Genomic DNA, 18,460 nt, shown 5'->3' with positions numbered 1-18,460 from the left:
CACCTTCTGGGTGAAGCTCTCGATAAGCTTATTCTACCAGAAAGGCTTGCAGATCGGGGCCTTATCTATCTATCTCTTAGCAGCAATCGCGGATTTAGGGGGAATGGCGAGTTTGACGCCCTTGCCATCCGAAAGTAGCGTGGGAGACAGCGCCTTGTTTTGTGATGCCTCGTGCCGGTGCCGCTTGGCGGCGATCTGGAGTTTCGTCCAGATCCAGTCCGTCCCGGACCAGGCCTTGATTTCCGCATGGTGGTATTGCGCATCGAAACGGACGCACTGGCCGCGATAGAGCGGCGGATTGAGCGCGTTCTCTCCGGTGCGACGGGGTGGCAACGCATCGCGCCGCCTGCGGATACCGCCCTGCCATTGGTCGTAACGGGTGGAGAACGAGGACACCTGACCCAGGGCCGCGACGATGGCCGCCCGGCGCAAATAGCTCGGAAACTTGGGGAAGCGGCGGTCGAAGAAAGCATACTGGGGATTGGGATTATTCCGGGTCGCATGGATCAGCTTCTCGACAGCGGCAACCGGAAATGGTCCCACGGAAACTTCCCGGTAATGCACCCACAGTACACCGATCAGCGCGCGGGCATAGGCACGGTATAGTGCCACGGTATCCCGCAGCATCTGGCGCTGTTTCTGGTCGGCCACGAGTGACCAGCGATCCGTGCGGATGACTTTCTGCATGGCTCCATGATACGCTTGGCCGCATGGAAGAACAAGTTAATAAATCATCCTCTCATGCGGTATATTCGCTCAAGCTGCATATCGTGTTCGTGACCAAGTACCGGCGCAAGACACTGACGCCGGGGTTGCTGGATTACCTGCACGAGGCTTTTGCGGAGATCCTGGAAGGGTGGCGTTGCACACTATTGGAGTTTGGGGGCGAGGCGGACCATGTGCATCTGCTGGTGGAAATACATCCGGCCCTCAACATCTCCACGCTGATCAACAATCTGAAAACCGCTAGCGCCAGGCGTGCGCGTAACCGCTTTGCTGAACACTTGAAGCCGTTTTACTGGAAACCATACTTCTGGCACCGGGCGTATTACGTGGGCAGCGTTGGCGGCGCCACGCTGGAAACCGTGCGGCGATACGTGGAGAGTCAGGGGACCAAGGAAAAACCCCGCAAGGCCCAACGGCCCGCTTGACCCCCTCCTGGCTTACCGCCCAGGAAGGGGAATGCGCGGGCGAATGTTCAATGTGGCTTGGTATTGGTTTCATCCTGATTTCCTTTGTTGGTATCTCTGTACTTATTGAGCTATACAATCGTATACAGTCTTTGTATATAGGTGTCACTATATCTATATTTTTAGATGCTATAGGGTTCTATGGTTATTGGATTCACAAAGATATTTATTACAAACTCACAGCAGAAAATCTGCAAAACCTGGCTAAGTGGTCATCTGAATCAGAAGAGGTGAAAAAAACCTTGTTGGAACAAAAAAGCCAACCTGTGAACTTACCGGGAAAGAATACGTAACAGTAATAAATATGAGGGAACTTGAACGCAGGAAAAAGGCAGAAGAAGGGTACAGACGGAGTCTTGCTGCCTTACGGGAACGCCTTGCTATTGAGGAGAGCGCGCGATTGAAATCGCGATTGAAAGCGCGGAACGCCGCTTGCGAAGATCTTTCCAGTAAACTACAGGAGTGAATCGTATGCGAATCAAGCCGCTGTTACTGACCATCATTCTGTTGCTGCTATTGTTCTTTGTTGTGTTTGCGGTTTTCACGATGATTGGCGCGGGTGTCTGCCAGATCATCGGCTGGCCACAAAACCTGACGCACCAACTGGTAGCGGGGATACTGGCGCCACCGCTGGTTATTTTTACAGGGTTCCCGCTATGGGTGCTGGCGTACAACTTGTACACTCTGATGGATGAGTTTTTCGATAAGGACATGGGGGCTAAACCGAAATGATCTGGATGTTTTCTGGAAGCACCATTACCAAGCTCGCCAGCCTGTCTTTAGGAGCAGTATTGCTGCGCGGACCCCTGAATACGCCAGATACCTGGATAATGGGCCAGTCGCAGTTTCAACCGCCTGCCGCGACAATCTGGTCGGGTGCGGCCAGTCTGCAAAAACTGCCCGCTGCCCTGCACGACGACGCCCGTGGCGTTGTGCTGGACCTGGAGCATTGGCGCTTTACGCCCGTAGCCGAGCAGTCGCATCCGGTGCAGACCTATGAACAGGCGGCTACAGAGGCCAAGCGGTACGGTAAATGGTTGATGGCAACGCCGTCCCTGAACCTCTTTCACAAAAGGCCATTGGCGGACGCCTACCTGCGATCCAGGATCGCCTACCGCATTGCACCCTATGTGCGTGCTTACGATATCCAAGCACAAGGACTGGAGCGCAATCCTGCCCGTTATGCTCACTTTGTTTCCCAGGTAGCCCAACAACTCCGTGCGGCGAATCCCCGCATCGTGATGGTGGCAGGGATCAGCGTCAATCCTGGCGGGGCACCCGTCACTCTGCCGGAACTTCAGCGCGACATTGTCCTGACGCGGGGCATGGTACAAGGGTACTGGCTTGCCATACCCTCTCGTGCTCGTGGCGCTCCGCCTCGTGTGGCATTGGCCGCACGGCTTTTGCAAACTGCGCTTGCAAAAGATTAGGCGCGAGCGGGATACAGGGAAAACGGGTATGAGTAAGGCAAAACGCCGGAAGGTAAAAGGGAATTACCACAGGAGAGTCGGCGTGCTCAGCAAGCCTTTTCGCGCGTCGTTGCGCGATCGGCCTTGCGCTGCCGACCAGATAATAGACCCCAGCCGCCCTGGTCATCGGCGCACCGTCACGCCCTCGTTGGGGCGCCGTCGGTGCACTCGTCTCCCAAATGGCTCGACGCCAACCATGCGGCACAGCACGCGCCTGCACTCCCAGCTTACGCGGTCGCTTCGGCGGATGCAGTACACCGCGTTGGCTTCTGGGGACTACTCGCCCCCGCTTCGCTCTCCTGGCTCGCAGCGGAAGTTTTTCAGCGGCAGATCAGTAATGGGCTGCTTGATTGCAAACTCGGCGGCAACGATTGCCGAAAAATACATTGGCACCTGCTGATCCAACATCAACCGGTAGTAGCTAACTGCAGTTTCGTGATTAGGCCGGTTCTGATCGACAAGAGAGATCAGGAAGCTAGTATCCAGCAATACTGCTGCCGTCATGCGCTACCGCCTCGAAGTTCTTCTACCCAAGCACTTGCAGCGACAACACCCGACCATGCCGCCGTGCCACGCCGCACCATCTGTTGGAATTCAGCTTCATCGTAAACGGGCTGATGCACCTCGAATGCCAACAGGACCGGATTGCGAATCACACCAGTCATCAGATTTTCTTCGGCGCTGATGTGTAGCAGCACGTAACGGTAAAGATGGTTCCGTTCTTCCCCCTCCAGAATCTTTTGCGAGGTCGACACCTTTAAGACGGTGCCATCGTCCATTTCCAGATGAACATTCGGTTTGCTTTTGCCACCCCAATCCAGCACCCTGCCATGAACGTATTTTTCTACGGTCACCCAAACTTCCTCAATCCTGCGGAAATCAGTCGATGCATCGACCAACAGGCTGATTCGTGCTGCTGCATCTACAACCCGGTATTTGCGGTGAGGACTCTGTCGAGCTGACATTTGCCAGCGCTCTACCACATTCGCGCGTTTGGGGTCAACCGAGTTCAGGGAGTCTGGGGATTTCAGGCGTTCCAGATCAACCCATAGCGTCGACGCCGCCGGTAGGCCGGTTACCGCCAACGCAAGCGAACCTTCATCAACCGAAACTAGCACTCCCGCAAGATCGATATCCCGCGCTGAACCTCTTAAAAACTCGCTGACATCCTTCTGGAAGTCACCCAACAAGTTCAACGGAACGCTCTTTGGTCCGACATCGGTACCATTGATACGGTCGCTGACAGAAAAACGAAGTTCGTTGACTGGTTCCATGGGCGAAATTATAGATCAAAGGCTACCTGCCGTCAGTGTGCATCACAGCATTGTGCGGCTCAATGGCGCGGAACCTCTTCACAAAATATGCGCCATCGATCAGCACGGCCGTCATAACCATCAGCAAAACTCCTGAAAAAACAAAATCCCAGAGGTTCGGCTGCCACCATATGGGCGTGGCGCTTACTGCTGAGGGCCGGACGGGGCAGACTATAAGGGCAATCTGTTGGCACCGCAATGACCGGGATCTACAGTGGAAACACCATGAGCTGACTGGCTTGGCTTAGTTATTGCTCAAAAGCTATACCGCCAGCCCGCCGCTATACCCACTCAGGCAATCTGCAGGAGGGGCACGACCTATGGCGTCACACGGCAAAGAGGGCAAGCGGGATTTCCGTCTGGAGGTGGCCGATCATCTGATCCAGCAGATTGAGCAGGGCACGGCGCGATGGCAGAAGCCCTGGAAGGCTGGTGAGGTCCTCGCCCCTGCTAATGCCGTGACCGGCAAGCCGTATCGTGGCGTGAATCAGGAAAGCCTGATGATGTTCTCTCCCGATGCGTCCGACCCGCGCTGGTGTACCTATAAACAGGCCCAGGAGAAGGGCTGGCAAGTACGCAAGGGCGAGCATGGCACGCTGATCGAAAAGTGGATGGACTACGAACATAAGTTGACGGCGGACGAGAAAGCCCAGTCCAAAGCTGCGCGAGAGCAAATTCCTGATCCGGAGCGTCGTCAGAAAGCTATCGACGCTGCGAGCCAGGAGAGCGAAGCGGGGGCGAGTAGTCCCCAGAAGCCAACGCGGTGTACTGCATCCGCCGAAGCGACCGCGTAAGCTGGGAGTGCAGGCGCGTGCTGTGCCGCATGGTTGGCGTCGAGCCATTTGGGAGACGAGTGCACCGACGGCGCCCCAACGAGGGCGTGACGGTGCGCCGATGACCAGGGCGGCTGGGGTCTATTATCTGGTCGGCAGCGCAAGGCCGATCGCGCAACGACGCGCGAAAAGGCTTGCTGAGCACGCCGACTCTCCTGTGGATTCGCGCTTTGGCCTGACGATCCCGCAGCCCGTCAAACCATCGATCGAATATCGCTGTGGTCTTGATGCTGTTCATACCCACAATTGTATCCTAGATTATACGATTGTCCAACCGCCTGACCGGATGTAGGTGGTCCCATGCAGGGAATTGTGCGGGCTTTTTTAGGGTCTAGGCATGATTTTCTTGGTAGATAGATAGGAGTGAGTGCAAGATAAAGAAGGAGTGCGCCCCGCCAGTATCGGCCCCGAGCACCCCTCGCGCCGTCGCTGCGCTCCGTCACTCGTGTTGCTTCTGGGCCTTTCTGCCATGATCGGATGATCTCTGGCGGTCGTCGGCGGGCATTATGGCTACCTGTTTGCGGTGGACCCGGATTATGCGCGTCATCCGGCATTTTCGCGGGTACTGCGCTGGTATGGCTGGGCCACGGGCGGGCATCGGATGGTGGCCCTGGACCAGCGCTCGCCCATGGGGCTGCGTCTCATCTTGCGGGAGATGGAGGGGCATGGCCGCGTGGTCCTGTTCCCCCAGGGCACGGGCATTGGGGGTGCAGCCCACGGGTGTCTTTCTCGTTTTTCAAAATGTCAAATAATCTTGACAAACCCCTGCCTCCGCGCTACGTTAAGAATCATGAACCACGGAGGGGCAAAATGGATGCGAAGAGCTTTGGTGCAGAAATCCGCAGAGTCCGCCGGGCGTTGGGAATCACCCAGGCGGAATTGGCGGATCGTGTCGGTGTTTCTCGTGCAACTCTGATCGCTTATGAGCAGGGGGCTGGTCTGTCTGTAGGTGTTGCCGGGGAAATTGCTGCTATTCTGGGCTTGCAGATTCAACTTTCTCCCTTGCCACAACAAGAGCCGGATGCGCCCGTTAACACGGATGTTCCCTTGCTTGGCAATCTACGGCATAAGCGCTTCCCGCGTTTGCAAGAAGTTCTTCAGACAACCATAGGGCTTTGCTGAGAGGTCCTGGCGATGGAGAAAAAGGTTTCTGTTTCCGTGTTCTGTAATGATCGGGAAGTCGGCACTCTGGAAAAAAGAAGCGTCCTGCAATCTTCCGGGGTGCAGAATCGCTATGATTTTCGTTATAAGGAAAACGTCCCCGAAGAAAACCTGGTGTCTTTGCTCATGCCGGTGGCCGGGCGTGAGTATACCGATCTGTTTGACATGCCCATTTCGTTTCAAACTTCACTTCCGGAAGGTTGGGCTCTGGAACGGTTATCGGAGCAGGCAGGTAAAGGGTTTGCCATTTCCGACAAATTCACACTGTTGCAAGTGGCCGGTCGGAATCTGATCGGACGTTTGAGTTTTGGTGGTCCAAGATCCAGCAGGACGCTGGATCAGGAATTGCTGGATGCCATTGTGCCGACAGGTCATGAAAAATGGATGCAAGACCTTTTTCGCTCCATTGGCGCGGAAAATCTGGGAGTATCTGGCGCCATGCCCAAGGTCGTTTTACCAAAGGGCGGCAGTAGAACGCTGTATTTTCAAGATTGCATCCTGAAACTGGAATCTCCGCAATACTTTGGTATTACGCTTGCTGAGGATTTCGCACTCCTGGCATCTCGTGAAGCAGGAATACCCACTGTAGAGGCGCGAAGAAATATCACGGGAGAGGCTCTGCTCGTCAACCGTTTCGACATTGAACCCGATGGGGCACGCATGGGCTTTGAGGATGCGTGCGCCCTGAACGGGTTTTCTCCTGCGTTCAAGTATAATGGTTGTCAGGAAAAGCTCTTCGTCATGGTGGACTCCTTCGTGTCCGAGGAATACGTAATCCAGGGCAAGGAAACCGTTCTCAGGATTCTTTTGCTCAACGACATCCTGCGCAATGGGGATGCTCATCTGAAGAACTTCGGGCTGATCTATCGATCCATGGAAGATGTTCGTCTGGCGCCATCTTATGACGTATTGGACACCACCTTGTTCCTGCCAAATGATTTTCCTGCGTTGACGATCCATCAGCATTTCCCGGACGAAGCCACGCAGCATAAGCAATGGTTGGACCAGGACCGCCTGAATGATTTGTGGGACACGTCTGACATCCAGCACGGGAATGCTCGGCAAATGTATCAGGAGCTTCAGGAAAGCGTGTGGAATACCGCACAACGATATCGCCGGACGATTTGGGCAGATTCCGGTCTGGATGGCCGGCGCAAGCTGTTTGTGGATTCCATGCTGGACAGACTGGAGCATCGGTTGCGACATGACGGACCCGCGCCGCTGGGTCACCTCTGGTCTATCCGTGAACCTGACATAGATACCGTGGCGGAAACTTCTCGGATGTGGACCAAGGCAGAGCGGGAGCCCTACCCGGCGCTGGAGTCGGGCATCCGGCAGCCTGACGGCAACTGGATAAACCTTGACCGCGTACACGTCCCAGGGAAAGGTAAGGAATACGAGGGTCAGTTGGTGGGCACCTTGCGGCGCAAGGGGCCGGAGGGCTATGAGACTGCGCCCACTATGGTCTTCCGGAAGACGGACAACGGCCTGGAGGCCATTGCGGCATTCCCCGGCGAGGAGCCTCTGATAGTTATCCTATCGAAGTCGGAGCATGGCAAGGCTGAGGTTACGATTACCCGCGACGGAGAGATGATCCATGAGCGCCCAGCCATCTTGCGCCAGAACGAAATGCTGAAGGCTATCCCGAATCATCGGGAAGGACAGTTACTTCAGCAGTTGTTGGGAATCGATCCCGGCAAGCCAGAGATCAATAAGATGAATGACAATCCCCAGCCGTCAAGTTCCCCAGGAAGAAAAAAACATGGCACCGAGTTGTAACCCCTCCCCAAACCTCTAACCCGTCCCCGATCTATACCCCGGCATCCCTCTCTATCTGGAGCCTGAGATGCCCGGCCATCTGATCCTCGTTCGCCCCCACACGTCTCTGCTGGATGGTCCAGCCGTAGCCCGTTATCTGCAGTGCGTCGGCGGGCATTATGGCTACCTGTTTGCGGTGGACCCGGACTATGCGCGTCATCCGGCATTTTCGCGGGTACTGCGCTGGTATGGCCGGGCCACGGGCGGGCATCGGATGGTGGCCCTGGACCAGCGCTCGCCCATGGGGCTGCGTCTCATCTTGCGGGAGATGGAGGGGCATGGCCGCGTGGTCCTGTTCCCCCAGGGCACGGGCATTGGGGGTGCAGCCCACGGGTGTCTTTCTCGTTTTTCAAAATGACAAATAATTTTGACAATCCCCTGCCTCCGCGCTACGTTAAGAATAAAGTCACCTCTGGCCACGCACCGCTTCTCTCAACAATACATAATGAGCCAATCCATAATTACTGACAGGACAAGACAGCAGGCCGCTTACGCGCATATCGCGGCCCGGCGCAGCCGGCCGTGGGAAGGCGAGGAGGAGGTTCGCTTAGCGTGGGTATCCGCCCTGGAAGCAGCGATAGGCAAGCCCTTCGATGCCGAACGGGCGAAGAAGGACAGCAGCTACAACAACGTCATCATCGAGTTCAAGGCGCCGGGTTTCTTTAAGGGCAAGAAGGGCAGCGCCAAGTTCAAGGAGGCCACCGACAAGCGCCTGTTGCCCTACATCCTGCGCGAAGCGAAGAAGTCAGGCATCCCCCCGGAGGATTACATCGGTATCGCCATCGACGGCGATCATGTCTGTTTCGCCCAGGTGCGCGATTGCGTGATCCACACCGAGCACCTTGTTCCGTTTTCCGAATACGCGGTGGGCCTGGTTATCCAGGCAATCAGGGCGGACACGCGGCGAGCCATCACAATCGGCCATCTGATGGCCGACTTCGGCCACGGTTCGGCCAACGGGCGCTCGTTAATGCAGTCGATGTCCGACGCCCTGGCCGGCGAGTTGGCCCAGAAAGGCAGTTCCAAGATCAAGATGCTGTTCGAGGAATGGCGTAGCCTCTACGGCCAAGTGGCCGATATGTCGGTGCTGCAAGCGGACGCCATCAATCAGGAGATTGGGTTTTCGTGGAACGGGAACCTTGAACAGGCCATGGCAGGTCGGTTGTTCGTCATCCACTCCTACAACTCGCTGCTGATCAAGTTGCTGGCGGCGGAAATCATCTCCGCCCACGGACTGACGACAACGCAGCAGCCGGCACAGGCCATGTCCGGCCTGCTCGATGACGCCGCCTTACTCGATACGCTATCCCAAGACATAGAGCGCGCCGGCATCTTCGAGCAAGCGGGCATTCGTGGATTCGTGGAGGAAGCGATTTTCAGTTGGTATCTGGACGTAGCCCGCGACGATGCGTACTCCGCCCAGCTCGTACCTGCCTTGCGCGGTTTATTGGCTGCACTCTCGCTGTACCGCACCGATTATTTGACGCATACGCGCGACGTGCTGCGCGACCTCTATCAAGACTTGGTGCCCGGCAAGCTACGGCAAAGTTTGGGCGAGTTCTACACGCCCGATTGGTTGGTTGACTTTACCGTTGAGAAAGCTCGCCGTGGCGCCTGGCTAGGCAAGCGCGTACTCGATCCCACATGCGGTTCCGGCGCCTTCCTGGTCGCCGTCCTGCGCCTCATGCGCGAGGAAGCCGTCAAGGCCCGATGGGATGCGGAACGGCTGCTCGAAAACGTTTGCACTTCCGTGTGGGGCTTCGATCTGAATCCCCTTGCGGTGCAAACAGCACGGGTCAATTTCCTGATGGAGATCGCCGACCTCTTGAAGGCATCCCCTGGCCACACGCTCGAAATCCCTGTGCTACTCGCCGATGCGATCTATTCCCCTGCACCCGATCCAGCGAAAGGGCAGGACGTGGTGGAATACCAGATCGGCAGCCAAGTCGCAAGGCTGGACATCACCCTTCCGTCTGCATTGGCCTTTGACCGTGCCCGCTTGGATCAAGTGTTTGCGCAAATGGGCGAGAATGTCGAGGACGATCTTGAATATGAGCAAGCCGAAGCGCGATTGCTGGCTGCTGAGTTGCTGACCCCGAACGAGGCCGACGAGTGGCGCGAACCATTGCAGCACACGTATGATAAAATATTGCATTTGCACCGGCAGCAGTGGAACGGCATTTGGTTCAGGATTGTGCGTAACTTCTTCTGGTCGGCGACCGCCGGCCATTTCGACTGCATCGTCGGGAATCCGCCTTGGGTGCGCTGGTCGAAGCTGCCCGACGCTTACCGCCAGCGGGTCAAGCCAACGTGCGAGCATTACGGCATCTTCTCGAAGAACAAGCGCCACGGCGGCAACGAGTTGGACATTTCGGCGATGATTACCTACACCACTTCGGACAAGTGGTTGAAGACCAACGGGCGACTAGCTTTTGTCATTCGCGGCGAGATTTTCAAGAATCCATCGTCGGCGGGCTTCCGCCATTTCCGCTTGGTGCCGACCAATCCGAAGACGTTGCACCTGAAACCGATCAGCGTCGACGACATGAAAGCGTTGAAACCCTTCGACGACGCTACGAACCATACCGTCGTCGCCGTGTTCGACAAAACCAAGAAGCCCGGCACGTATCCCGTGCCCTATCGGCTGTGGGATAGCACGGCTGGCAACGCCAAGGCCATTCCGATCGGGCTGAGTCTGCCGGATGTAATGGCGCGGATCGCCATCACGCCCAAGGAGGCGGCGCCAGTCGATGAACCGGGCTCTCCCTGGGCGGTACTGGCCGAAGGTCGCTACCAGGTCTTGCAGGCGCTTTCCGGGGCTTGTACGTGGACTGCGGGGCGCAAGGGCATTACCACGGATCTGAACGGCGTGTATTTCGTACCGATCCTCAAGAGCAATGGCAACTTGGTACAGGTCCGCAGTTGCCCCGACTCTGGCAAAAAGGAAATCGGTGCCGCCAAGACCGCGTGGGTAGAAGCCAGCTTGCTGTATCCCTTGGTCAAGGGTGCGGGCGATTTTGAGACATGCTATCTGCGGTTGAGCGCTCCGCAGCGCGCGGATGACGAGCTATATGCCTTCGTTCCCAATCGCGGCATTGGCGACGATGACTATGATGCTTCGGAAACGGCAATGAATGGCGCCGCCCTTGCCAAGACGAGAGCGTGGTTTACCCGCCACAAGACGTTACTAAACGAGCGCTCGACCTACCGCCGCCAAATGCCGGGCGCTCCCTTCTATGCCATCTACAATGTCGGCGACTACACGTTCCAGCCGTGGAAAGTAATCTGGCCGGAGATGTTGCGTGCAGGAGGCTTCTACGCGGCCGTGGCTGGCTGCGCGGTCGTGCCGGGGGTTGGGAAGCGGCCCTATGTGCCCGACCACAAAATCTATTTCGCCGCATTCGACGACAAAGAGCCGGCGTATTTCCTATGCGGCCTGCTGAATACGCCTACGGTGCGGGAGTGGGTGGAGAGCCATAACGTGTCGATCCAGGTTGGCAACGTGTTCAAGCATATGCAGGTGCCCAACTTTGATGGCGCGAACGTAGGCCACATTGACTTGGCAACCGTCGTTGAAAAAGCGCATAAAGAACATGATGCGGCCAAGCGTGTCGCCCTGGTGCGCAAGATCGAATCAGATGGTGAGACGATTCTAAAATCGTGGATGCAGCGGCGCCAACGCTAAGCGACTAGAGACTACAACTACGCCAGACTGGCGATGCTAACGTAATGCAGTGATTTATCGCCGAAATGGCAACAGCTACATAATTTCGGGGATTTCAGTTGATATTCAGGACAGACTGGAGCATCGGTTGCGACATGACGGACCCGCGCCGCTGGGTCCCCTTTGGTCTATCCGCGAACCCGACATAGATACCGTGGCGGAAACTTCTCGGATGTGGACCAAGACAGAGCGGGAGCCCTACCCGGCGCTGGAGTTGGGCATCCGGCAGCCGGACGGCAACTGGATAAACCTTGACCGCGTACACGTCCCAGGGAAAGGTAAGGAATACGAGGGTCAGTTGGTGGGCTCCTTGCGGCGCAAGGGGCCGGAGGGCTATGAGACTGCGCCCACTATGGTCTTTCGGAAGACGGACAACGGCCTGGAGGCCATTCATCCCCGCGTACACGGGGCAGACGCTGTGGAATCCAGGGCGTTAGTATGTCTGGACCTTTCATCCCCGCGTACACGGGGCAGACAAAACACTACCTGGAATTCATCGGTCAGGCCCCCTTTCATCCCCGCATACACGGGGCAGACACATGCTGCGCATGTTCCCGCCAAACCACGCCCCTTTCATCCCCGCGTACACGGGGCAGACCTCAAAAATAGGATCTTTGTCCGGTTGTCAATGCTTTCATCCCCGCGTACACGGGGCAGACTCTAGTTGTAACTCATTGTTCTTTCTGGCCGGTTTCCGGTCTTCCAGAAAGTACCGATTTTGCAATTCCCAACGGTTATCGCAGAACCGGCAATAAACGCCTCACCGCTTAACACCTACAACCCTTCACATCTCTCACAAAAACAGAAACACAAAGGTTCTCCTTATCCGGCAGAGGATTAACAAATCGTGCCAATGGCAAACCCATGCGAACCAGCACCACCAGCCAGGAAAACACCAACAACAGCGACAAAAATACCCGCCACACAAAAAGGCCCACCACACCCAACCGCAATGTGTTCGGAAATGACGCCAAAGGCACCACCAAGGGTATCGCAACCAGGACAAAATAACCACGCTGCGAGCCAGGAGAGCGAAGCGGGGGCGAGTAGTCCCCAGTAGGCAGCGCGGCGAACTGCATCCGCCGAAACGACCGCGTAGCTGGGAGTGTAGGCGCGTGCTGTGCCGCATGGCTGCCGTAAAGTCATTCGGGAGCCGGAGTGTGCCGCCTGCGCCCCAACGAGGGCGGGGCGACACGCCGGTGACCGGGACGGCTGGGGCTTTTATCTGGTCGGCAGCGCAAGGCCGGTCGCGCAACGACGCGCGAAAAGGCTTGCTGAGCACGCCGACTCGCTTTAACCCAGCCCAGAAAGAACCTCGCCCGCCCGGAGAAACCACCTCTGGGAACGCAGAAGACGACGGATCAGCCGTCGTCCCTAGCAACAACCCAAAATGCGAGGACGGCAACCCGGTCACGTTGCTCAACGTCTGGCACGGTGTTGTGGCGCTTCGCTTTTTCCACCCCAGCAAAACCAGACCACCATAAGCCGCCAGCAGGTACGGAACCCACAAAGCCGTCATCACGGCCCGTTCACCAGATATGACCGAAAAAATGAGAGGCAGGCCCAAACACAGTACCAGCACCCAGCTTGCCCACCACCACCCCCGAAACCGCTTTGCCGCGTACTGCTCCTGCCAGTAACGCCTAGCCATCACCATAAGCGGCAGCTCATCGGTTACAGTCTCTGGCCGAACCACCCTCCCCAGCCACACACTGTCCCAAACCGGCGCCAGCAAGGCTGCCAACAAAGCATCCCAATACCACAAAAAGAACCGCCGATACCGACGCACCAAAAACATGGCAAGCATCATCCCCAAGATTGCCCGTGTCGTCGGGGCAACCGTCCACAGGCGTTGTCCATACCACACCCCAAAAAATAATAGCACCCAGGGTATACCCATGGCTTCCATCAGCCTCCTCTTTTCAACCAATACTGGCTGCCTGGAATCACCCACCAGGGCCGTGCTTTCTCCAGGATGTGCGTCTCCGGGACTGGTCCGTAATACGCCGAATCGAAGGCGTAATTGCCCGGCGCATACAGCCACACCTGCCCGGCTTTCAAATGATATGTGCCAAAGGGATAGTGAATGATCGCGTGCTGCTGCCCGGGCGTGCGCCGCTCCACATGCGAGTTCGGCAGGTAGTGCCCGTCCACCCACACGCCAGCCCGCTTGAGCACCACGGTCTGGCCGGGCAGGGCGGCGATGTTCTTGATCCAGGGCTGGTTCGCAGGGAACCAGTGATACCTCAGTCCTTCCGCCACCGCCGGGTGATGGTCCGGGCCGGGGATCTCCACTTCCACCAGTTCACCATCGTGCAGCGGGAACGGATTGCCTTCCAGCTTATAGAGGCCCAGCGGCTCACAGGTCGATGCGTTCAGGGCCAAATGATCCCACCGCACGATCGCCAGTATCCCCAGGTACAAGGCGGCCAGCCCTGTGAAGATGCCAAACATGCCCCACAGGGACCACTTAACGATGCTTTTCAAGGTGCTTCTCCCGACGCTTGCGCTCACGCACCTGAATACCCGCCAACAGCATGGCTACCGGCTTGTCCAGCCACCGGATCGGCGCTTCCACCATCAAGAGCACCCGCAAAGCCCAGGACGCGGCACGCCGCGGGCCAGGACGCTCAAACCAGGCCAACAACCGGCTGTCTATTTCGCGGATTCGTTGCGCCGCTTTTGCTCGCAAATCCGAACCCATTCCATGTGCGGATTTTCCGGGTTCTTCCGGCAACAAATCTCCCATAGTGCCTCCGATTCCAACGAATCCAATACCCCATTGGGCAGTCCAGCATCCAGGTGGCGAGGGCAGGGGGTGCCTTGGCCTGGATGCTCGGTCATCGCCGGGTATAGATCCGAATCGGGTCAAACTTATTGATTCACCGCCCGCAACACCGGCACCCCAAAGAACGCACCCCAGGCCCGTGCAGAAGTCGCCTGACTGGCCGGGATGTCGGTCCCATCGGCCCACCAGTCGTTCGCTGGGGCCAGCAGGACACGGATGTGCTGGCCCATCAGGCTCAGGGCAGGCCAGATCAGAAGTTGTTCGTAGCAAATGAGGTAGCCAACATGCACGCCGTTCACAATTGCCGTCTCCGGCTTTCCGAAAACGTGCATGGGGAAGCTGTCTCGCGGCTGCCACGGATGCCACATGGAAAACGGTACGGGTATCCGGTCGGGCAGGATCGTTTCCTCGCCGTCCTGCATCTGTACCAGGGCATCCACATAGCCGCCGTGGGTGGTGGGGATGTCTGCACCGATGAGCGCGACTTTGCCCTTGTGGGTGGCCGTATACTGCAAGACCGACTGCCAGATGGCACGAGTACCCGGTAGCCAGGGACCAGCAATGGATTCCGGAGTGAGCACAACCCGTGAGCCGTGGCGAAAGTCGCGTAGGACTTTCGGCACCATTTGCATACTGGCCTCGACATAGGACAGTCCCGTGAGTTCGCCGTAGCGGGTATCAATGGCCGTCCAGTGAGCGGGGAGGGCGGGAACCTTGGGAACACCAAACAGCAGTCCAACGAAAAGGCCAAGGGTAGCTCCAGCAAACCAGAGCGCCGGGAACGCTGGCATATCGGCTACTGATCCTGCCCACCCTACCGCCATGCCCGTCATGATCAGGGCAACCCAGCCTCCAGGTAACGCGCCAATCCACGGACTGGTCCAGCCGATCAGGCCCAGCGGCGGCAGTACGGTCGAGACAATAGACAGGAGCAGCGTCGTGACCATGGCCGCTCCAGCCAACCTGGGCCAGCCAGTTTGACGACCTGCCAGACGACTGAACAGCGGACGATACAAAAGATAGGGGAGGGCGAACAGTAGTGACGAGCCGGTCCAGAAAGCGACGCCAAGGACCAGCCCAGCATGGGGAAAGAAATCATCCGTGCCGTGGATCAGCCCATAAGTCGTCGCCAGGTGATAGCCGAACATGGACAGGAAGGGTGCGAGCCAGTGACGGCGGTTCCAGAAGGGAAGGGCAATCAGAACCAGTGGGGCGAGGCCGATCAGGTGCGGCCAGGCGAGAGCGCCAATAACTGCGCCGGCGGTAAAGGCCGCCGCAAGATCAACGGTCTTGCGCATCGTCTTTTCCACGGCGAGCGACATTTCGTGCCCATTGTAGTAAGCGCCACAATATCCTGATCAGCAAAAATATGCCGAATGTGACCGCGGACAAAAGAAAATAGTCGTAAACCCAGGGAGCAATCACCGAATAAAGAATTCTTTTCGGGATAACATATATCGGCAAATAGGCAAGTGCGGAAAATACCCAAATAACAGTCAACACATCACGAAACAAGATTGTTGCCTGTATTGCTTTCTTGCGAATTTCTGGATATACGAAGCGCCGAAATCCTCTCCAAAAATCCTGAAACCAGACCACGTCCATCCATCACCCCGACCACCGACAAACTTGATTGCATGGGTATAGATCAGAATCGGGTCAAGGCGCGGTATCGCTGATTGTCGTGGTTTTTCTCGGTGCTGTGGTGTCAGGCCCGGATCTTGGGCTTTGGTAACTTGCCCGAATCGCCTGTGCGGCGGGCTCATCGGTGGCGGTGAACAGGGCTGCCTCGAAGGGGCATAGGTTGGTTTATAGGTCTTGCCAACCTTGATCGCGGTGCGTCGGTTCAAATCGTTCCTTGATATTTATATTTTTCAGAATGATATTCATGCCAGATCCTTTCGTCTTATGAATAGTCTCTTATAAACTCGTGCGCCACGAACCATAGCCTGTGCTACGCCACCACGCCACAAACCATTGGAAAATCCTTTCCCCTCGCTTTCCGTTGCGCCCAAAATCTCGAATTGCTCTGGGTTGTGCTTATCGAGAAAAGTAATCGGGACACCAATCACACCGTCGTAGTCGCTGGGGATGGCATCGATGAACGGTACTTCGATCGCGTCGTAGTTATCGTACCGGTCGTAGGCGGCTTTGCCTTTGATTTCCTTGTGCTTGCTGAACTTCAAGTTGTCCGCCATCGTCATGAGGGGCAACTTCTTGTGGCGCCTCCCGTGATCGAGGTTTGTGAACCAACCAACATTGCGAAACTTGACCAGCCCAGTGCTCGCGTCATAGACGCCATCCGCAAAATCTCGTCCACTTCCTGCTGGAATACTGAAGTAGGCGTTTCCATTGGCGAACCCGGACCCAAGCCATAGCTTCGTTTCTTTGATGAGCGGGAATACATCCTTGTAAGTCGTGGCGTTCTTGGGGCCTATGATGACAAACTTTTTCTCGTGCTCAACGAGTTGCGCGACGTACTCACGAAAAAGGGAAAACGGAGGGTTGGTAACATTGATGATGTCAGCCTCTTTCAGAAGCGCGACGCACTCGGCGCTGCGGAAGTCTCCGCCTGAATACTCACCGTCATCCTTCAAGGCTTTCCGCGCTGCTTTGTTGCGCTTGAGGAAGAGCTTGACATCATCAATGTTGGCAGCGCCGTCGCCGTCCTCGTCTTTCACATGGTCGAGAATGACGGCGATAGCCTTGGGCTTTTGGCGCTTGCCGTTGCCCTCGGTGTATTCAATGAGCGGTAGTTGGGCGCTGGCGATAGGCGACCCATCGTAGCTTGTGGTGATGAGCTTTTTCAGGCCGAGCTTGTTAAAATTGGCGGCGAAATACTTGAAGAAGTTACTCTCGAATGGGTCATCGCAGTTGCAGTAAACGATTTTGTCGCGGAAAGTGTCTAGGTTGAATTCAAGGTAGGCTTCAATCTCCTTCTGGATGTCGATGTACTGTGTGTAGAACTCATCCTGCTTGGCCCGTCTTGCGGCTTGTAGTGAGCTATTGCGCGATTCTCCACGGGAATCATTGGGCGCGGCTTGGATTGGCTTGGCTTTAGTCATGTGTCCTCCTCTGACGGGCTGCACGAGTCGCGCAAACCTCCCAATCCTTATTCGCTTCTTCCACAGGAGAGTCGGCGTGCTCAGCAAGCCTTTTCGCGCGTCGTTGCGCGATCGGCCTTGCGCTGCCGACCAGATAATAGACCCCAGCCGCCCTGGTCATCGGCGCACCGTCACGCCCTCGTTGGGGCGCCGTCGGTGCACTCGTCTCCCAAATGGCTCGACGCCAACCATGCGGCACAGCACGCGCCTGCACTCCCAGCTTACGCGGTCGCTTCGGCGGATGCAGTACACCGCGTTGGCTTCTGGGGACTACTCGCCCCCGCTTCGCTCTCCTGGCTCGCAGCGGTGTTGCGAACCGTTTGACTTGCGGCTCCCCAGGTGCCAAACGATACACCGGAAAGCCATGAAACTTCGCCTTAAAGCGTGCCAGTCGCTCAAAGTAGAACGCTTTCTGCTCGGGAGTGTCCAATGGAAAGATCGAGTCCTCCGGCAAGTCTCTCTCCGGTTTCCCCACCACGCGATAGCTGCCAATTCCTGCCGTCATCCAATTGCCGCCTCCAACACCTCAAAAACCAACAGAAGAAAAGAATCTGGCCCACAAGGGCTTGTGCTTTTGAGACAAAAACTGCGCCTCCCAAACCATGCGGGCCAGGTACGGAGATCGGCAAGGACAGACCTCCACACCGTTGGCCGCCGCTAACAGGTCGAAAGAGACATCCACCATTACATAGCCAAAATAGGCCATAGCCACGCCCATCACCGCAGTCAAGGCCAACAAGGTTCCGTCCATAAAAAAGTAATGGTATACCCAACCAGCCACAGGAATAGTCAAGCGTATATACCGCCACAATAGCCGCTGGCCTGCCATCGTCAATCATGGCCGCAACCACAAACAACACCACCAGAACCCACATGACACCCGCTACTTATCTGGTTGGCAGCGCAAGGCCGATCGCGCAACGACGCGCGAAAAGGCCTGCTGAGCACGCCAACTCTCCTGCGCCCTCAATCCATGGACCCTGCTCTGGTATAGATCGAAAGCAGGTCAAGCCCGGCATCTTGTCTACCGGGTAGACACGGCTGGTGGCACCGCACACTC

The 18,460-nt window shown here is 56.8% G+C and carries 20 protein-coding genes and 1 CRISPR repeat array; of the genes, 9 read left to right on the top strand and 11 right to left on the bottom strand.

The genetic code is table 11. The annotated features are described in order from the left end of the window. Positions 1-69 precede the first annotated feature (69 nt). A complete protein-coding gene (locus AB4090_RS13995) occupies positions 70-687 on the bottom strand; it encodes a hypothetical protein (RefSeq protein ID WP_369574506.1) in 618 nt (205 codons plus the stop codon). 23 nt (positions 688-710) lie between these two features. Here AB4090_RS13995 and tnpA point away from each other — a divergent pair, with 23 nt between their 5' ends. The 4 genes from tnpA to AB4090_RS13975 all read left to right on the top strand — a co-directional run bounded on the left by tnpA (position 711) and on the right by AB4090_RS13975 (position 2,620). After that, on the top strand, positions 711-1,151 hold the full coding sequence (gene tnpA / locus AB4090_RS13990; protein WP_369574505.1) for an IS200/IS605 family transposase: 441 nt from the start codon (positions 711-713) through the stop codon (positions 1,149-1,151). Then, entirely contained in the window at positions 1,148-1,483 is a 336-nt protein-coding gene (locus tag AB4090_RS13985; protein WP_369574504.1) for a hypothetical protein, read from the top strand. Before tnpA ends, AB4090_RS13985 begins: the two co-directional genes overlap by 4 nt. A 178-nt stretch (positions 1,484-1,661) precedes the next feature. Next, positions 1,662-1,922, top strand: a complete 261-nt coding sequence (locus AB4090_RS13980) for a hypothetical protein (protein WP_369574503.1) — start codon at positions 1,662-1,664, stop codon at positions 1,920-1,922. Further along, positions 1,919-2,620, top strand: a complete 702-nt coding sequence (locus tag AB4090_RS13975) for a hypothetical protein (RefSeq protein ID WP_369574502.1) — start codon at positions 1,919-1,921, stop codon at positions 2,618-2,620. Before AB4090_RS13980 ends, AB4090_RS13975 begins: the two co-directional genes overlap by 4 nt. 315 nt (positions 2,621-2,935) lie before the next feature. Here AB4090_RS13975 and AB4090_RS13970 read toward each other — a convergent pair whose 3' ends face one another. Beyond that, a complete protein-coding gene (locus AB4090_RS13970; RefSeq protein WP_369574501.1) occupies positions 2,936-3,163 on the bottom strand; it encodes a PIN domain-containing protein in 228 nt (75 codons plus the stop codon). After that, entirely contained in the window at positions 3,160-3,933 is a 774-nt protein-coding gene (locus tag AB4090_RS13965; protein WP_369574500.1) for a hypothetical protein, read from the bottom strand. The genes AB4090_RS13970 and AB4090_RS13965 overlap by 4 nt, the downstream gene beginning before the upstream one ends. A 359-nt stretch (positions 3,934-4,292) precedes the next feature. Between AB4090_RS13965 and AB4090_RS13960 the strand changes: the two genes are divergently transcribed. The 5 genes from AB4090_RS13960 (at position 4,293) to AB4090_RS13940 (ending at position 11,469) form a co-directional block, all read left to right on the top strand. Beyond that, entirely contained in the window at positions 4,293-4,766 is a 474-nt protein-coding gene (locus AB4090_RS13960) for an ArdC-like ssDNA-binding domain-containing protein (RefSeq protein WP_369574499.1), read from the top strand. An 849-nt stretch (positions 4,767-5,615) separates the two neighbouring features. Continuing rightward, positions 5,616-5,927: a helix-turn-helix transcriptional regulator gene (locus AB4090_RS13955; RefSeq protein WP_369574498.1), complete on the top strand. Its 312-nt coding sequence runs from the start codon at positions 5,616-5,618 to the stop codon at positions 5,925-5,927. 12 nt (positions 5,928-5,939) lie between these two features. Next, on the top strand, positions 5,940-7,745 hold the full coding sequence (locus tag AB4090_RS13950; RefSeq protein ID WP_369574497.1) for a type II toxin-antitoxin system HipA family toxin: 1,806 nt from the start codon (positions 5,940-5,942) through the stop codon (positions 7,743-7,745). Positions 7,746-7,812: 67 nt separating this feature from the next. Continuing rightward, positions 7,813-8,142 carry a hypothetical protein gene (locus AB4090_RS13945; RefSeq protein ID WP_369574496.1) on the top strand — a complete coding sequence of 110 codons (330 nt, stop codon included), beginning with the start codon at positions 7,813-7,815 and terminating at the stop codon, positions 8,140-8,142. Positions 8,143-8,229: 87 nt separating this feature from the next. Continuing rightward, positions 8,230-11,469, top strand: a complete 3,240-nt coding sequence (locus tag AB4090_RS13940; RefSeq protein ID WP_369574495.1) for an N-6 DNA methylase — start codon at positions 8,230-8,232, stop codon at positions 11,467-11,469. Between the two features lie 425 nt (positions 11,470-11,894). Continuing rightward, positions 11,895-12,167: a CRISPR direct-repeat array (repeat unit 29 nt; unit sequence CCTTTCATCCCCGCGTACACGGGGCAGAC). Between the two features lie 178 nt (positions 12,168-12,345). Here the strand turns inward: AB4090_RS13940 and AB4090_RS13935 are convergent. The 8 genes from AB4090_RS13935 to AB4090_RS13900 all read right to left on the bottom strand — a co-directional run bounded on the left by AB4090_RS13935 (position 12,346) and on the right by AB4090_RS13900 (position 18,151). Continuing rightward, positions 12,346-12,654, bottom strand: a complete 309-nt coding sequence (locus AB4090_RS13935; RefSeq protein ID WP_369574494.1) for a hypothetical protein — start codon at positions 12,652-12,654, stop codon at positions 12,346-12,348. A 762-nt stretch (positions 12,655-13,416) separates the two neighbouring features. After that, positions 13,417-13,995: a S26 family signal peptidase gene (locus AB4090_RS13930; protein WP_369574493.1), complete on the bottom strand. Its 579-nt coding sequence runs from the start codon at positions 13,993-13,995 to the stop codon at positions 13,417-13,419. Then, entirely contained in the window at positions 13,979-14,257 is a 279-nt protein-coding gene (locus AB4090_RS13925; RefSeq protein ID WP_369574492.1) for a hypothetical protein, read from the bottom strand. Before AB4090_RS13925 ends, AB4090_RS13930 begins: the two co-directional genes overlap by 17 nt. A 125-nt stretch (positions 14,258-14,382) precedes the next feature. Then, positions 14,383-15,594, bottom strand: coding sequence for a conjugal transfer protein TraB (locus AB4090_RS13920; RefSeq protein WP_369574491.1), 1,212 nt, complete (start codon positions 15,592-15,594; stop codon positions 14,383-14,385). Beyond that, positions 15,578-15,901: a hypothetical protein gene (locus AB4090_RS13915; protein ID WP_369574490.1), complete on the bottom strand. Its 324-nt coding sequence runs from the start codon at positions 15,899-15,901 to the stop codon at positions 15,578-15,580. Before AB4090_RS13915 ends, AB4090_RS13920 begins: the two co-directional genes overlap by 17 nt. Before the next feature lie 281 nt (positions 15,902-16,182). Further along, positions 16,183-17,361, bottom strand: a complete 1,179-nt coding sequence (locus AB4090_RS13910; protein ID WP_369574489.1) for an adenine-specific methyltransferase EcoRI family protein — start codon at positions 17,359-17,361, stop codon at positions 16,183-16,185. Continuing rightward, the gene (locus tag AB4090_RS13905; protein WP_369574488.1) at positions 17,354-17,905 is read right to left on the bottom strand and encodes a hypothetical protein; all 552 of its coding nucleotides are present in this window, start codon (positions 17,903-17,905) and stop codon (positions 17,354-17,356) included. Before AB4090_RS13905 ends, AB4090_RS13910 begins: the two co-directional genes overlap by 8 nt. Positions 17,906-17,926: 21 nt before the next feature. After that, complete coding sequence (locus AB4090_RS13900; protein ID WP_369574487.1) at positions 17,927-18,151, bottom strand: hypothetical protein; 225 nt, start codon at positions 18,149-18,151, stop codon at positions 17,927-17,929. Between the last annotated feature and the right edge of the window lie 309 nt (positions 18,152-18,460).

Source organism: Acidithiobacillus sp. IBUN Pt1247-S3 (assembly GCF_041146875.1).
Lineage (GTDB): Bacteria > Pseudomonadota > Gammaproteobacteria > Acidithiobacillales > Acidithiobacillaceae > Igneacidithiobacillus.
The sequence above is the reverse complement of the archived record's forward strand: the minus strand, read 5'-3'. Positions and strand labels throughout refer to the sequence as shown.

Excerpts from the sequence above, each read along its gene's own strand:
- AB4090_RS13995 (WP_369574506.1), bottom strand. The coding sequence starts at position 687 with ATGCAGAAAGTCATCCGCACGGATCGCTGGTCACTCGTGGCCGACCAG.
- tnpA (WP_369574505.1), top strand. The coding sequence starts at position 711 with ATGGAAGAACAAGTTAATAAATCATCCTCTCATGCGGTATATTCGCTC.
- AB4090_RS13980 (WP_369574503.1), top strand. The coding sequence starts at position 1,662 with ATGCGAATCAAGCCGCTGTTACTGACCATCATTCTGTTGCTGCTATTG.
- AB4090_RS13975 (WP_369574502.1), top strand. The coding sequence starts at position 1,919 with ATGATCTGGATGTTTTCTGGAAGCACCATTACCAAGCTCGCCAGCCTG.
- AB4090_RS13970 (WP_369574501.1), bottom strand. The coding sequence starts at position 3,163 with ATGACGGCAGCAGTATTGCTGGATACTAGCTTCCTGATCTCTCTTGTC.
- AB4090_RS13965 (WP_369574500.1), bottom strand. The coding sequence starts at position 3,933 with ATGGAACCAGTCAACGAACTTCGTTTTTCTGTCAGCGACCGTATCAAT.
- AB4090_RS13960 (WP_369574499.1), top strand. The coding sequence starts at position 4,293 with ATGGCGTCACACGGCAAAGAGGGCAAGCGGGATTTCCGTCTGGAGGTG.
- AB4090_RS13955 (WP_369574498.1), top strand. The coding sequence starts at position 5,616 with ATGGATGCGAAGAGCTTTGGTGCAGAAATCCGCAGAGTCCGCCGGGCG.
- AB4090_RS13950 (WP_369574497.1), top strand. The coding sequence starts at position 5,940 with ATGGAGAAAAAGGTTTCTGTTTCCGTGTTCTGTAATGATCGGGAAGTC.
- AB4090_RS13945 (WP_369574496.1), top strand. The coding sequence starts at position 7,813 with ATGCCCGGCCATCTGATCCTCGTTCGCCCCCACACGTCTCTGCTGGAT.
- AB4090_RS13940 (WP_369574495.1), top strand. The coding sequence starts at position 8,230 with ATGAGCCAATCCATAATTACTGACAGGACAAGACAGCAGGCCGCTTAC.
- AB4090_RS13935 (WP_369574494.1), bottom strand. The coding sequence starts at position 12,654 with ATGACTTTACGGCAGCCATGCGGCACAGCACGCGCCTACACTCCCAGC.
- AB4090_RS13925 (WP_369574492.1), bottom strand. The coding sequence starts at position 14,257 with ATGGGAGATTTGTTGCCGGAAGAACCCGGAAAATCCGCACATGGAATG.
- AB4090_RS13920 (WP_369574491.1), bottom strand. The coding sequence starts at position 15,594 with ATGCGCAAGACCGTTGATCTTGCGGCGGCCTTTACCGCCGGCGCAGTT.
- AB4090_RS13915 (WP_369574490.1), bottom strand. The coding sequence starts at position 15,901 with ATGGACGTGGTCTGGTTTCAGGATTTTTGGAGAGGATTTCGGCGCTTC.
- AB4090_RS13910 (WP_369574489.1), bottom strand. The coding sequence starts at position 17,361 with ATGACTAAAGCCAAGCCAATCCAAGCCGCGCCCAATGATTCCCGTGGA.
- AB4090_RS13905 (WP_369574488.1), bottom strand. The coding sequence starts at position 17,905 with ATGACGGCAGGAATTGGCAGCTATCGCGTGGTGGGGAAACCGGAGAGA.
- AB4090_RS13900 (WP_369574487.1), bottom strand. The coding sequence starts at position 18,151 with ATGGACGGAACCTTGTTGGCCTTGACTGCGGTGATGGGCGTGGCTATG.